General features: G+C 70.5%; 12 protein-coding genes. All 12 read left to right on the forward strand.

Annotation, left to right across the window (positions count from 1 at the left end):
- Positions 1 to 65: 65 nt before the first annotated feature.
- On the forward strand, positions 66 to 1,613 hold the full coding sequence (locus ACFFIO_RS07660) for an ABC transporter ATP-binding protein (protein ID WP_378040993.1): 1,548 nt from the start codon (positions 66 to 68) through the stop codon (positions 1,611 to 1,613).
- Complete coding sequence (locus ACFFIO_RS07665; RefSeq protein ID WP_378040994.1) at positions 1,610 to 3,058, forward strand: ABC transporter permease subunit; 1,449 nt, start codon at positions 1,610 to 1,612, stop codon at positions 3,056 to 3,058. The genes ACFFIO_RS07660 and ACFFIO_RS07665 overlap by 4 nt, the downstream gene beginning before the upstream one ends.
- Positions 3,055 to 4,374, forward strand: coding sequence for an ABC transporter permease (locus ACFFIO_RS07670; protein WP_378040995.1), 1,320 nt, complete (start codon positions 3,055 to 3,057; stop codon positions 4,372 to 4,374). The genes ACFFIO_RS07665 and ACFFIO_RS07670 overlap by 4 nt, the downstream gene beginning before the upstream one ends.
- 236 nt (positions 4,375 to 4,610) lie before the next feature.
- Complete coding sequence (locus tag ACFFIO_RS07675) at positions 4,611 to 5,000, forward strand: cytidine deaminase (RefSeq protein ID WP_378041087.1); 390 nt, start codon at positions 4,611 to 4,613, stop codon at positions 4,998 to 5,000.
- Positions 4,997 to 6,358 (forward strand): thymidine phosphorylase, encoded by a 1,362-nt coding sequence (locus tag ACFFIO_RS07680; protein ID WP_378040996.1) that lies wholly within the window; start codon positions 4,997 to 4,999, stop codon positions 6,356 to 6,358. The genes ACFFIO_RS07675 and ACFFIO_RS07680 overlap by 4 nt, the downstream gene beginning before the upstream one ends.
- Positions 6,359 to 6,517: 159 nt before the next feature.
- Complete coding sequence (locus tag ACFFIO_RS07685; protein ID WP_378041088.1) at positions 6,518 to 7,174, forward strand: DedA family protein; 657 nt, start codon at positions 6,518 to 6,520, stop codon at positions 7,172 to 7,174.
- A complete protein-coding gene (locus ACFFIO_RS07690) occupies positions 7,167 to 8,414 on the forward strand; it encodes an adenosine deaminase (RefSeq protein ID WP_378040997.1) in 1,248 nt (415 codons plus the stop codon). Before ACFFIO_RS07685 ends, ACFFIO_RS07690 begins: the two co-directional genes overlap by 8 nt.
- Entirely contained in the window at positions 8,411 to 9,142 is a 732-nt protein-coding gene (locus ACFFIO_RS07695) for a MazG nucleotide pyrophosphohydrolase domain-containing protein (protein WP_378040998.1), read from the forward strand. The genes ACFFIO_RS07690 and ACFFIO_RS07695 overlap by 4 nt, the downstream gene beginning before the upstream one ends.
- A 116-nt stretch (positions 9,143 to 9,258) precedes the next feature.
- The gene (gene eno / locus ACFFIO_RS07700) at positions 9,259 to 10,545 is read left to right on the forward strand and encodes a phosphopyruvate hydratase (protein WP_378040999.1); all 1,287 of its coding nucleotides are present in this window, start codon (positions 9,259 to 9,261) and stop codon (positions 10,543 to 10,545) included.
- A gap of 208 nt (positions 10,546 to 10,753) precedes the next feature.
- The gene (locus ACFFIO_RS07705; RefSeq protein WP_378041000.1) at positions 10,754 to 11,671 is read left to right on the forward strand and encodes a septum formation initiator family protein; all 918 of its coding nucleotides are present in this window, start codon (positions 10,754 to 10,756) and stop codon (positions 11,669 to 11,671) included.
- 53 nt (positions 11,672 to 11,724) lie between these two features.
- Positions 11,725 to 13,446, forward strand: a complete 1,722-nt coding sequence (locus ACFFIO_RS07710) for a DUF501 domain-containing protein (protein ID WP_378041001.1) — start codon at positions 11,725 to 11,727, stop codon at positions 13,444 to 13,446.
- 77 nt (positions 13,447 to 13,523) lie between these two features.
- Entirely contained in the window at positions 13,524 to 14,978 is a 1,455-nt protein-coding gene (locus ACFFIO_RS07715; protein ID WP_378041002.1) for a S8 family peptidase, read from the forward strand.
- Positions 14,979 to 14,995: the final 17 nt, after the last annotated feature.

Raw genomic sequence — 14,995 nt, forward strand, 5'->3', positions numbered from 1 at the left:
ATCATGGATGGAACGACAACGACCCGAAGCAATGGCCTGTCCCGGGCCAGAATGGCTGGAGCACGGTGAAACTCGAATTACGCGGCATCACCAAGAAATTCGGGGCCTTCACGGCCAATGACTCGATCGACCTGACGGTGGAGTCCGGCCAGGTCCACTCCCTGCTGGGGGAGAACGGCGCGGGCAAGTCCACCCTGATGAACGTCCTGTTCGGCCTCTACGAGCCGACCTCCGGCGAGATCCTGGTGGACGGCACGCCCGTGCGGATCAGCGGCCCCGGTGAGGCCATGAGGGCCGGCATCGGCATGGTGCACCAGCACTTCATGCTGATCCCCGTGTTCACGGTGGCGGAGAACGTGGCGCTGGGCGATGAGCACACGCGTGCCGCGGGCATCCTGGACCTCGAGTCCACCCGCCGGAAGATCCGCGAGATCTCGGATGAGTACGGCTTCCACGTGGACCCGGACGCCTTGGTCGAGGACCTCCCCGTGGGCGTCCAGCAGCGCGTGGAGATCATCAAGGCGCTCGTGCGCGAGGCCCGCGTGCTGATCCTGGACGAGCCCACCGCCGTCCTCACCCCCCAGGAGACCGACGAGCTGCTGGACATCATCCGCCGGCTGCGGGACAACGGCACCGCCGTGGTGTTCATCTCCCACAAGCTGCGCGAGGTCAAGGCGATCTCCACCGTGATCAGCGTGCTGCGCCGCGGCAGGATGGTCGGCACCGCGGATCCGGACGCGGACCAGTCCGAACTGGCCGCCCTCATGGTCGGCCGCGCCGTGGGGCTGAGCACCACGAAGTCCGCCCCGCAGCTGGGCGAGGAGACCTTCACGGTGTCCGACCTGACCGTGCTGAGCCCGGAGGGCGTCCGGCTGGTGGACCGTGTCTCCTTCGGTATCCGCCAGGGCGAGATCCTGGCCGTGGCCGGTGTGCAGGGCAACGGGCAGACCGAGCTCACCGAGGCCATCATGGGCCTGCAGAAGGCCCAGGGGTCCATCCGACTGGACGGCGAGGAGATCCTCGGCCGCACCACCAAGCAGGTCATCCGGGCCGGCGTCGGGTATGTGCCGGAGGACCGCTCCACCGACGGTCTGGTGGGGTCCTTCTCCGTGGCCGAGAACCTCGTCCTGAACCGCTTCGACCGGGCCCCCGTCGGCAACCGCTTCCAGCTGAGCCCGGCGGCCATCCGGTCCCTGGCGGAGCAGCGCGTCACCGAATTCGATGTCCGCACCCAGGGCGTGGACCTGCCCGTCGGCACCCTGTCCGGCGGCAACCAGCAGAAGGTCGTCATGGCCCGGGAACTGGTGGACGACCTCAAGCTCTTCATCGCCTCCCAGCCCACCCGCGGGGTCGACGTCGGCTCCATCGAGTTCCTGCACGACCGCATCATCCGCGAACGGGACTCGGGCACCCCGGTGATGATCGTCTCCACCGAGCTCGATGAGGTCCTCGACCTGGCCGATCGCATCGCCGTGATGTACCACGGCCGCATCATCGGGATCGTGCCGGGGGACACCTCGCGTGACGACCTGGGCCTCATGATGGCCGGCATCACCCCGGGTACCGAACCGGACACCACCCCGGACACCACCCCGAAGGGAGCAACGGCATGAGCGCCGTGACCAGCGAGAGCACGCCGGCGTCCACGCCCGGCCCCCAGTCCGGAGGAGCCGGAGCATCGGGCCGGAAGGGTGGTGCCCCGAACGGATTCTCGTTCCGGGACGTCCTGTCCGGCAACGGCACCGTCACCGTCCTGGCGATCATCCTGTCCCTGGTCATCAGCGCCCTGCTGATCATCCTGACGGACGAGGACGTCCTCGAGGCGGCCGGATACTTCTTCAGCCGCCCCGTGGACACCCTGGCCGCCGCCTGGTCGGCCGTGGCCTCCGCCTACGCCGCCCTGTTCCGCGGCGCGATCTTCAACTACCGCGGGGACACCTTCAGCGAGGGCATCTACCCGCTGATGGAATCGCTGACCGTGGCCACGCCGCTGATCATCATCTCGCTCGGCATCGCCATCTCGTTCCGCTCCGGGCTGTTCAACATCGGTGGCCAGGGCCAGATGATCTTCGGGGCCATGTTCGCCACCTGGTTCGGCGTCCACCTGCAGCTGCCCGCGGGCCTGCACCTGGTGCTGGTCCTGATCATGGGTATCCTCGGCGGTGCCCTGTGGGGCGCCGTGGTCGGCTTCCTGAAGGCGCTCACCGGTGCTCACGAGGTCATCCTGACCATCATGCTCAACTACGTGGCCATCCATCTCGTCACGTATTTCCTGTACACCCCCGTCCTCCAGCGGGAGGGCTCCACCAACCCGGTCTCCGACTTCCTGCCGTCGACGGCGGTCTTCCCCCTGCTGTTCGGTGACAGCTTCCGCCTGAACTGGGGCTTCGTCGTGGCCCTCGTGGCCACCGTGTTCGCCTGGTGGCTCATGAAGCGCTCGTCCGTCGGCTTCCAGCTGCGTGCCGTGGGTGCCAATCCCGACGCCGCCCGGACCGCGGGTGTGTCCGTGAAGCGCATGTACGTGGTCGCCATGGCGATCTCCGGCGGCCTGGCCGGCCTGGCCGGCATGAGCCAGGTGTCCGGCACTGAGAAGATGCTCAACACGGACGTCGCCGGGTCCTTCGGCTTCGACGCCATCACCGTGGCCCTGCTCGGCCGCTCCAGCCCGTGGGGCGTGTTCGCGGCCGGGCTGCTGTTCGGCGCGCTGCGCGCCGGTGGCGTGACGATGCAGACCGAGACCGGCGTGCCGATCGACATCGTGCTCATCATCCAGTCGCTGATTGTGCTGTTCATCGCCGCCCCGCCCCTGGTGCGGATGATCTTCCGCCTGCCGGCGCCCGGTGCCCTGCAGGCCCGCACCACGGCGGATCCGGTCACCCAGCCGGCCCTCGCCGGCGCCGTCGCGGCGACCACCGCGTCCGCCGACGGCCACGCCGCCCCGGCCGACTCCGCCACCATCGGCGATGCCGTGGGGGTGGCGGCCGGAGACTCAGGATCCACGGACCCGGCTGATGCAGACCCCAGTACCACCACCCCGGCGGAAGGCGACCGGCGATGAGCACCACCGCGACCGTTCCCGGCGGCCCTGCCGGCTCCGCGCCAGCCGCTCCGACGACGCAGAGGCCCGCCACGGACATCGTCCGGCACTGGACCACGCCGATCGCGCTCGCGGTGCTGGCGGCGGTCTCCCTGGCCGTCTTCGCCCTGACCGCCTCGGGCAAGTCGGCCACGTTCCGCATCTCCACCGATGCCGACGCCATCCACATCCCGGACATCGTGGTCCCGACCATTGCCGCGGGCTGGACGATCACCCTCCTGCTGGCCGCCCTGGCGGTGTGGGGCTTCCTGCAGGTCCGCCGCTCCGGCACGGTCAGCGGCTGGGTCTCCGCCGTCTTCGCGGCCCTGTTCGTGGCGGGGTTCCTGGTGTGGGTGGTCGGCGCGGCCAACACCACCACGGTGTTCCTCACCGGCCTCATCGCCGGCTCCGTGACCCTGGCGATCCCCCTGATCTTCGGTTCGATGGCCGGTGTGCTTTCCGAACGGGCCGGCGTCGTGAACATCGCCATCGAGGGCCAGCTGCTGGCGGGCGCCTTCACGGCAGCCGTCACCGGATCGGTGACCGGTTCGGTCTGGGCGGGCCTCGTGGCCGCCGTCGTGGCCGGAGTGCTGGTGTCCGTGCTGCTGGCGGTGTTCGCCATCCGCTACCTGGTCAACCAGATCATCGTCGGCGTGGTGCTCAACGTCCTGGTGGCCGGTCTGACCAGCTTCCTGTTCAGCACCGTGCTGTCCTCGAACTCCTCGGCGTTGAACTCCCCGCCGCACTTCCCGAGCATCCGGATCCCACTCCTGGCGGACATCCCGATCATCGGCCCCATCCTCTTCGACCAGACCATCCTGGGCTACGGCATGTACCTGATCGTCATCGCCCTGTACCTCGGCCTGTTCCACACCAAGTGGGGCCTGCGCGTGCGGGCCGTCGGCGAGCACCCCAAGGCCGCGGACACCGTGGGCATCAACGTGATCCGCACCCGGTACATCAACGTGCTGCTCGGCGGTGCCGTGGCCGGCATGGGCGGCGCCTTCTTCACGCTCGTGTCCTCCTCCTCCTTCTCGAAGGAGATGACCGCCGGCCAGGGGTTCATCGCCCTCGCCGCCGTGATCTTCGGCCGCTGGAACCCGATCGGGGCCTTCTTCGCGGCGCTCCTGTTCGGGTTCACCACCAACATGCAGTACGTTCTGGCCATCCTGGGCACACCGGTCCCCAGCCAGTTCATGGCGATGCTGCCCTACCTCGTCACCGTCCTGGTGGTGGCGGGCCTGGTCGGCAGGTCCCGGGGCCCGGCCGCCGCCGGGTCCCCCTATGTGAAGGAGTGAGGGAATAGCCGGGAACAGCCGGAAACAGCCAGGAACTGCCCGGCCTAGCCAGGAACAGCCTGGAACAGCCAAGGAAGAATGAAGGAGTGAGCGTGGAACACCACGACCACGGGTCCGGCAATGCGTTCAGCGACCCGTTCGAGGACGACATCCCGCTGACGGCATCCCTGCCGCGCATCACCGGCACCGGATCGGGCATCGACTGGCAGCGTCTGGAATCCACCGCCCGCGCTGCGATGACCCGCGCCTACGTGCCGTACTCCCGATTCCCCGTGGGCGCCGCCGCCCTGGTGGAGGACGGCCGCGTGGTGGCCGGCTGCAACATCGAGAATGCCTCCCTGGGCCTCACGCTCTGCGCCGAGTGCTCCCTGGTGTCCAACCTGCAGATGAGCGGGGGCGGCAGGATCGTGGCGTTCTACTGCGTCGACGGCAACGGTGAGGTCCTCATGCCGTGTGGCCGCTGCCGCCAGCTGCTCTACGAATTCCACGCCCCCGGCATGCGCCTCATGGGCCCGGACGGAGAACTGACCATGGACGAGGTCCTGCCCCACGCCTTCGGTCCGGCCGACATGACGCACCTCAGTGGCGGTACGGCCACGACCGACAACCCGGGAGGGAACCGATGACCCCGCAGCCCACCGTCACCACAATCCCAGCCGGACACCGCGCCGAGCCGTTCGACGCGATCGAGGTGATCCGGGCCAAGCGGGATCGCCAGCGGCTCTCCGACGGGCAGATCGACTGGGTCGTGGATGCCTACACCCGCGGTGTCGTGGCGGACGAGCAGATGTCCGCCCTGGCCATGGCCATCCTGCTCAACGGCATGGACCGGCCGGAGATCGCCCGCTGGACGAACGCGATGATCGCCTCGGGCGAGCGGATGGACTTCTCACAGCTGCGCGGGCCCGACGGCGGCGTCAAGCCGACCGCGGACAAGCACAGCACCGGTGGCGTGGGGGACAAGATCACCCTTCCGCTGGCACCGCTCGTCGCGGTGTACGGCGTGGCCGTACCCCAGTTGTCCGGCCGCGGCCTCGGCCACACCGGCGGCACCCTGGACAAGCTGGAGGCCATCCCCGGGTGGCAGGCCAACCTGTCCAACGAGGCCATGATGGACCAGCTCTCCTCCCTGGGTGCCGTCATCTGTGCCGCCGGTTCTGGACTGGCCCCGGCGGACAAGAAGCTCTACGCGCTGCGGGACGTCACCGGCACCGTGGAGGCGATCCCGCTGATCGCCTCCTCGATCATGTCCAAGAAGATCGCCGAGGGCACGGGCACCCTCGTGCTCGACGTCAAGTGTGGCTCCGGCGCCTTCATGAAGACCGAGTCCGACGCCCTCGAACTCGCCCGGACCATGGTGGACCTGGGCCGGGACGCCGGCGTGAACACCTCCGCCCTGCTGACGGACATGGACACCCCGCTCGGCCTGACTGCCGGCAACGCCATCGAGGTCGCCGAATCGGTGGAGGTCCTCGCCGGCGGGGGGCCGGCCGACGTCGTGGAACTGACCGTGGAGCTGGCCCGCCGCATGCTGGCCGGTGCCGGGATCACCGGGGTGGACCCGGCCGAGGCCCTGGCCGACGGCCGCGCCATGGACGTGTGGCGCCGGATGATCACCGCCCAGGGCGGGGACGCCGACGCCCCGATGGCGACGGCACGGGAGTCCCACGTGGTCACCGCCGGCGAGTCCGGCGTGCTGACCCGCCTGGACGCCATGGCTGTGGGTCTGGCCGCCTGGCGTCTCGGCGCCGGCCGGGCCCGCAAGGAGGACCCGGTCCAGGACGCGGCCGGGGTACGCCTGCACGCCAAGCCGGGGGACTCCGTGCAGGCCGGACAGCCCCTGCTCACCCTGCTGACGGACACCCCGGAGCAATTCGACCGTGCCCTGTCCGCGCTGGAGGGCAGCCACTCCATCGCCCCGGCGGGATCGGCGGAGGCTGCATCATTCGTGCCGCGCCCGCTCATCATCGACCGGATCGACTGACGTCATCCCCGTGGCAACCCCGGCCCAGCCTGAAGCCGGTCCGGGACCACCCTGAAGCTGGCCCCGGAACACCCTGAGCAGACCCTGAGAAGGCCCGGAACCGCCGGGAAGAGTGCGGTCCCGGGCCTCGAAGTCGCCTAGGCTGAACGGGTGCTCCAGATGATCGAAGACGTGGTCCTCCATGCCGCCGGGCAGTGGTGGATCCTGCTCGCGGTCTACCTGCTCTGCACGATCGACGGGTTCTTCCCCGTGGTGCCCTCAGAGTCCGTGCTGGTGGCACTGGCCTCCATCTCCGGCACCCAGGACACCGTCTCCCTGTGGTGGGTCTGGCTGATCGGTGCCCTCGGGGCGATCACCGGGGACCAGATCGCCTTTGCCCTCGGACGGGGGATCGGCATCACCCGGTTCCGCTGGATGCGCAGCCGCAGCGTGGTCCGGGCCGTCGCCACCGCCCGCACCGCACTGGACGGACACGGCGCTCTGGTGATCTGCACGGCCCGGTACATCCCGGGCGGGCGGGTGGCGGTGAACTACACCGCCGGGGCCACCGGGTACCCGCGGCTGAGGTTCACCCTGCTGGACGTCTTCGCCGCGTTCCTCTGGTCGGCGTACTCGATCGGGATCGCCCGGGCGACCGCCGGCTGGCTGGACAACACGCTGCTGCAGATCATCGTGGCGCTGGTCGCCGCGGCCGCTATCGGCTGGGTGGTGGACCTCATCCTGAAGAGGATCCTGCTCCGGCTGGCGGAACGGAAGCAGGCGGCCGGCGGGGGACTGCGCGCCGAGGCCGCTACCGTAGACTCGCCACGTGACTGACGCGATCGAATTCTCCGCCCCCTCGCCCCTCGACGTCGATCTGGCAGCGTTGCCCAAGATCAGCCTCCACGACCACCTCGATGGGGGCCTGCGACCGGCCACCATCCTCGACCTGGCCGGACAGATCGGCCACGAGCTGCCTGCCGACACCGCCGATGCGCTGGCGGAGTGGTTCGCCGAGTCCGCGAACTCCGGCACCCTCGAGCGCTACCTCGAGACCTTCGACCACACGATCGCTGTCATGCAGACGACCGAGGGGCTGCAGCGGGTGGCCCGCGAGTTCGTGGAGGACCTCGTGGAGGACGGCATCGTCTATGCCGAGGTCCGCTGGGCCCCCGAACAGCACACCGCCGGCGGGCTGAGCCTGGACCAGGCCGTCGAGGCGGTCCAGGCCGGACTCGACGAGGGCGTGGAGAACGCCGAGACCGGGGGAGCCCCGATCCGCGTCGGCCAGCTCATCACGGCCATGCGCCAGAACGACCGCTCGCAGGAGATCGCCGAGCTGGCCGTGCGCCACCGTGGTGCCGGTGGCTCCGGTGGCTCCGGTGGCTCCGGTGGCTCCGTTGCAGTGGGCTTCGACATCGCCGGACCGGAGACCGGATTCCCGCCCTCGCGCTTCACCGAGGCCTTCACCTGGCTGGCCGGCCAGCATTTCCCGGCCACCGTCCACGCCGGTGAGTCGGACGGCCTCGAGTCCATCAACGACGCCCTCGTCAACGGCCGCGCCCTGCGCCTCGGCCACGGCGTGCGGATCGCCGACGACATCACGGTGGAGTTCAACGCCGTGGACGAGAACGGTGAGCAGGTCGGCGAGGACAACGCCCTCGTGGACCTCGGTGCCACTGCCGCCTGGGTCCGTGACCGCGGCATCGCCCTGGAGATCTGCCCGTCCTCGAACCTGCAGACCGGCGCCGTGGCGGCCTACGGCGGCACGGTCTCCACCCACCCGATCGACATGCTGGCCCAGCTGGGCTTCCGCGTGACCATCAATCCGGACAACCGCCTGATGAGCGGGGTCTCCCTCACCGACGAGCTGTACCTGATCGCGGAGGTCTTCAGCTACTCGCTGGAGGAGCTGCTGGACTTCCAGCTCAACGCCGCCGAGGCCGCCTTCCTGCCCCTCGAGGACCGCGAGGCCCTGGCCGAGCTGCTCGTGGAGGCATGGGGCGAGGTCATCTCCAGCGGTGGGACGGCAGACGGCCCCGTGCGCCTGGAGGCCCTCGACGACGAGGACGCGTGAGCGACGCCGTCGACCGGCTCGTCTGGGTGGTCGCCCAGTTGCGGGAGCACTGCCCGTGGACGCGGCGGCTCACCCATGCCGTGCTGACCGAGTACCTGATCGAGGAGGCGTACGAGGCCGTCGAGGTGATCGAGTCCGCGCCGCCGGCCAGCTGGCCCGAGGTGGCGCTGACCGACGGCACGTACGAGAAGCTGCGGCTCGAGATGGGGGACGTGCTCTTCCAGGTCGTCCTGCACGCGGCGATCGCCCAGGGGGCCGGTGGCTTCACCTTCGACGGCACGGCCCAGGCCATCACGGACAAGATGATCCGCCGGAACCCCCACGTCTTCCATGCCGACGGGTCCCTGCGCGAGCCGCAGGACCTGGCGGTCGCGAGACTGGAGGACATCGAGAAGAACTGGGAACGCATCAAGACGGTGGAGCGCGCAGTCGGGGCCGCTGAGGCGGATGCCGCCTTCACCGAGGTCCCCGCCCACCTGCCCGCCCTGGCGGCCGCCGCGAAGGTCGTGGACCGGGCCGCCCGGCAGCCGGTGGACCCGCTGCCGGAACCCGGCCCGCCGCCCTCGGGCCTGGATCCGATGGTGCTGCAGGACGAGCGGGAGCTAGGCGCCGAGCTGTTCCGGCTGGTCCAGCGCTCCCGCGCCGCGGGGCTCGACCCGGAGCGTGCGCTGCGCCAGCACCTGGCCGCGCTCCGTCACGACCTCTCGGGAACCGACCCGACGGGCTAGGCTGAACCCGCATCGCCCCCGCGGTACCGCAACCTGCGCCACGGCGCCCACCCGGACCGTCAAGCCACACCGGACCTGACGCTCTACCCACCGACAGTCTTCAAAGGAGACCGCACATGGCCCTGATCGACGCCATCCATGCCCGTGAAATCCTCGATTCTCGCGGTAACCCCACCGTTGAGGTGGAGGTGCTGCTGACCGATGGCTCCCTCGGTCGCGCCGCCGTGCCCTCCGGTGCCTCCACGGGAGAGTTCGAAGCCGTCGAGCGCCGCGATGGTGACCAGGGCCGCTATCTCGGCAAGGGCGTGCTGGGTGCCGTCAACGCCGTCATCGAGAACATCGCGGACGAGCTGGAGGGCGAGGACGCCACTGATCAGCGTCTCATCGACACCCTGATGATCGACCTGGACGGCACCGAGAACAAGGGCACCCTGGGCGCCAACGCCATCCTCGGCGTCTCGCTGGCCGTGGCCAACGCGGCCGCCGCCTCCTCGGACCTCTCCCTGTTCAAGTACCTGGGCGGCCCGAACGCCCACGTGCTTCCCGTGCCGATGATGAACATCCTCAACGGCGGCGCCCACGCCGACTCGAACGTGGACATCCAGGAGTTCATGATCGCCCCGATCGGTGCTCCGAGCTTCTCCGAGGCCCTGCGCTGGGGCGCCGAGGTCTACCACACGCTCAAGAAGGTCCTGCAGGAGCGCGGACTCGGCACCGGCCTGGGAGACGAGGGCGGCTTCGCCCCGTCCCTGCCGTCCAACCGCGCCGCCCTGGACCTGATCACCGAGGCCATCACGCAGGCCGGCTACACCCCGGGCAAGGACATCGCCCTGGCCCTGGACGTGGCCTCCTCCGAGTTCTGCTCGAACGCCACCTACACCTTCGAGGGCGAGCAGAAGAGTGCCGCGGACATGATCGCGTACTACGAGGAGCTGGCCGCGAACTACCCGCTGATCTCCATCGAGGACCCGCTGGACGAGAACGACTGGGAGGGCTGGCAGCAGCTCACCACGTCCCTGGGGGCCACGGTCCAGCTCGTGGGCGACGACCTGTTCGTCACCAACCCGGAGCGCCTGCAGCGGGGCATCGACGAGCAGTCGGGCAACGCCCTGCTGGTCAAGGTCAACCAGATCGGCTCCCTGACCGAGACCTTCGACGCGATCTCCCTGGCCCAGCGCCACCAGTTCCACTGCATGATCTCCCACCGCTCCGGCGAGACCGAGGACACCTTCATCGCCGACCTGTCCGTGGCCACCAACGCCGGCCAGATCAAGACCGGCGCCCCGGCCCGTTCGGACCGGGTGGCCAAGTACAACCAGCTGCTGCGCATCGAGGAGGAGCTGGGCGACTCCGCGATCTACGCGGGTGTCTCGGCCTTCCCGCGGTTCACCGCCCGCGCCTGACCGGCTGGCCCGCAACCCCGTTCCCGCAATCCCGTTCCCGGGTCACCGGGGGCGGGGTCGCGGTGGTTAACGGCGAAATCCCGGCAAACGCCCGGGAAACCGCTCGGCGCGCTGTCCCGACGCCGGGCGGCTCAGCCGTTATCGTCAGAGGGACCGGGGAGATGGCCCGGTCTCACACGTCTTGTTCAGGATGGGCACGGAGGTACTGGTGGCAACTCGTCGTCCGCGCGTCCCCAAAACCTCCCAGCGTCAGCTGGCCGAGGTGGGGGCCGGCGCCGCCCGGCGCACGGGCACCGCCGGGCCCGGCTCGACGCCGCACCTGGTGGGAGGCCACTCCGCCAAGGTCATCCCCCTCGACGCGGCCCCGTCGCGCCAGTCCGCCGAATCCATCGAATCTCCCGCATCCCCTGAGTCAGTGGACCGGGCGTCCGCCGACGGACGGTCCACCGACTGGCGGTCCGCTGACCGGGCGCCGGGCGGCTCTCCGGCATCTGCCGACGCGGAGGCCCCGGACGGACCCGGAGCCGTCCTGGACGACGCGACAGCACCGGACGACGCGACAGATCCGGACGACACCTCGGCCGGTCCGTCATCGGAACCGACTCCCGGGCAGCGCCGTGCCGACGAACGCCGCAACCTGTTGCGCCGGTCCGTGCCCCGTGCCCGCGCGCGGAGCTCCGCCAGAACTCCTTCGGCGGCAACGTCGACGTCGGGCCCGGCCCTGGTCCCGGTCGAACCCGTTCCGGCCCGCAACCTCACCGGCCGCTCCGTGGCCTTCCTGGTGGTGCTCTTCGTGGCCGCGGTGCTCTTGGCCCCGACCCTGCGGGTGTTCCTGGACCAGCAGGCCGAGCTCCGCGCCGTCCAGGAGGAGATCGCCGCCGAGCAGCAGCTGCAGCAGGATCTCACGAGCGAAATCGCCCGCTGGGAGGACCCGGCCTACATCCAGCAGCAGGCGCGCGAACGCTTCAACCTCGTCATGCCCGGTGAGCAGACCTACATGGTCATCGGCGGCGATGAGGCCGTGGAGGACCCGGTGCCACCGCCGGCCAGTCCGAGCGAGGTCAACCAGGACATGCCGTGGGCGGATGCCCTGCTGGACTCCGTGGTGCGTGCCGGGACCGACTAGGCTGGAGCACTTGTCACCGGCATCGACGCACCGACTGAGGCAAGATCATCACCATGACGCAGAACCTGGACCGCACCCCCACGCAGCAGGACCTGGACACCATCAGCCTGCAACTGAACCGCCCTGCCCGTGATGTGGTCGAGATCGGGGCCCGGTGCGTGTGCGGCAATCCGCTGGTGGCCACCACCGCTCCACGACTGTCCAACGGCATCCCCTTTCCCACCACGTTCTACCTGACCCACCCCGTGTTGACGGCCGCCGTCTCCCGGCTGGAGGCGTCCGGTGTGATGGCCGAGATGTCCGAACGGCTGCAGCAGGATGACGAGCTGTCCGCCCGCTACCGGAGCGCGCACGAGGCTTACCTGGCCGAGCGTGACCGGGTGGGCCGGGTAGCCGGCACGGACGAGGTCCCGGAGATCTCCGGCATCTCCGCCGGCGGCATGCCCGAACGGGTCAAATGCCTGCACGTCCTGGTGGGCCACTCGCTGGCCGCCGGACCCGGCGTGAACCCCCTCGGGGACGAGGCGCTCGGACGCATGCGGGATGACTGGACCGCGGAGACCTGCTGGTGTGCCGGCGCCTGGGACCCCGGGGCACCCGTGCCGAGCAAGGACCTCAGCCGCCACGTGAAGCGGCTCGCCGGGGAGCAGAACCCCGTGCAGGGCGCGGCGTCACGCCGGCCGGGCAGGACCGTCGCGGCGATCGACTGCGGAACCAACTCCATCCGCCTGCTCGTGGCACGCTTCGAATCACCGAAGGATCAGTCGACGGATCAGCCGACGGATCAGCCCGGCACCGGCGGCGGCGCGGCTGTTCCCCGGCTCGTGGATCTCCACCGCGAGATGCGCGTGGTCCGGCTGGGTGAGGGAGTGGACGCCACGGGCCGGCTGTCCGAGGCTGCCATGCAGCGCACCTTCGCCGCCACGGAGGACTACGCCGCGATCATCCGCGACCTCGGAGCCACCTCCGTCCGGTTCGTCGCCACCTCCGCCAGCCGTGACGCCGCCAACGCCGCCGACTTCACCGCTGGGATCCGCGAACGCCTGGGCGTGGAACCCGAGATCATCACGGGGGACGAGGAGGCGGCCCTGTCCTTCGCCGGCGCGGCCTCCGTCCTGGCCCCGCGCCCCCTCGACACCGCCGAGCGCCCTCAGGCTAGCCATACCAGCCAGACCTCCCCTGCCAGTCGAGCCAGCCATGCGGCCTCCGGGCCGGTGCTGGTGGTGGACCTGGGCGGCGGATCCACCGAGTTCGTCCTCGGAACACTGGCCGGCCCTACAGGGCCGCAGGTCACCCACGCCCTCAGCGTCAGGATGGGCTGCGTCCGGTTCACCGAACGCCATCTGCGGACCGATCCGCCGAGCGATGCCGAGATCCAGACGGCGGTGCAGGATATCGAGGCCGTCCTGGACGAGGTCGAGGCGAGCGTCCCGCTGGGGGAGGTGGCCGCCGTCGTCGGTGTGGCCGGGACCGTGACCACCGTGACCGCCGCCGCGCTGGGCCTGACCGCCTACGATCCCGGGGTCATCCACGCCACGGAGCTGGACGTGGACGTCATCGGTGACACCGCCGGGCGACTGCTCGCCGCGACCCGGGACGAGCGGGCCGCCCTGCCCTACATGCACCCGGGCCGCGTGGACGTGATCGGGGCAGGCGCCCTCATCTGGTCGATGATCCTGCGCCGGGTGGCGCACGCCGGCCATGGATCGGTCACCACGGCCATCACGTCCGAGCACGACATCCTGGACGGGATCGCCCTGTCCCAGACGGCATGAGCGGCCGTCGGTCAGGACGGCGGGGGAGGGCCCCGCGCCTCGGCGGTCGACCGTTCGGCCCCTCCGGCCTGACCGCTGTGCCCCTGGCCACCGTGCTGACCGTCCCCGTGCTCACCGCGGCCCTCGTCGCCGGACCCGTGCTGCTGCCGCCTCCGTCCGGAAGCTGGACCGAGTCCGGTGCGGTGAGTTGGTCCGCCCTGCCCGCCGCCTCCGCGGATGAATGGCGGGACCGGCAGTACTGGTTGGACGAGTACGGATTCCGTGACGCGTGGGGGACCAGCCAGGGCGAGGGCGTCACGGTCGCGGTGATCGACACCGGCATCGACGCGGACCATCCCGACCTGAGCGGCCAGGTGGTCGGCGGCATCGATGTCTCCGGTGCGGGCAACGAATCCGGCACCGAACCGGTCGGGGAGATGGCCGCACACGGCACCCTGGTGGCCTCGGTCCTGGCCGGCCGCGGGAACAACGAGGCCGCGTTGCGCCGGGCCGAGGAGGAACGCCGCTCCGCGAAGGCCACACCGACGCCCTCGACTCTGCCCTCCGGTGAGACCGCACCCAGCCCGAGCCCCTCCGCAGCCTCCAGCACGCCGACTCCGGACGGGGCCACCGGCGCCTGGCCGGACGGGATCGTGGGGGTCGCTCCCCGGGCCGAACTGCTGTCCATCTCGGTCCACCTCGGTGCCAGCAACCCCGGTGGCCCGTCCCCGGAGGACCAGATCGCCGAGGCCGTCACCTGGGCCGTGGACAACGGAGCCGACGTCATCAACATGTCCCTCGGCTCCACCAGCCAGGACTGGCCGGAGAGCTGGGACCGGGCCTTCCTGCACGCCGAGCAGAACGACGTGGTGGTGGTGGCTGCTGCCGGTAACCGCGCCTCCGGAACCCTGACCGCAGGGGCCCCGGCGACCATCCCCGGTGTGCTGACCGTGGCGGGCCTCAACGCGGATGGCACGGCCAGCTGGGACTCCTCTACGGAGGGAATCTCCATCGGGGTGGCCGCACCGGCCGACCCACTGGTCGGCGCCGTGCCGGGTGGTGACCGGAAGGAGTGGGCGGGCACCTCGGGTGCCGCCCCGCTCGTGGCGGGACTGGCCGCCCTGATCCGGTCTGAGTACCCGGAGATGCCCGCCCACCAGGTCATTCACCGCATCCTGACCACGGCCGAGGATGCCGGAGTTCCTGGCGAGGACCCGGTCTACGGTCACGGCATCATCGACGCCGCCGCGGCCGTGACGGCGGACGTCGGCGCCGTGGACCGCAATCCCATGGACACCATCGCAGACTGGATCCGCGTGCACCGTCGCGCCGAGTCCTCCGGTGCCCCGACGCACACCGCGACCCCGAGCGGGGAGCCCGCCGGGCCGACGTCGACCCCGGACCCGCTGTCCACGGAGTTGCCGCAGGCCACCGCCCCGGCCGACCCTGTCCCGCGGTTGCAGCCGGCGCTCGTGATCGGCACGGGCCTCGTGGTCGCCGGGCTGGCGGCCACGGCCGTGGTGCTGTATCTGCGCCAGCGCAGATCCCAGTAGCGAGAACTTTGTGACTT

It is taken from the genome of Citricoccus parietis (assembly GCF_042433045.1).
Classification (GTDB): Bacteria; Actinomycetota; Actinomycetes; order Actinomycetales; family Micrococcaceae; genus Citricoccus; species Citricoccus parietis.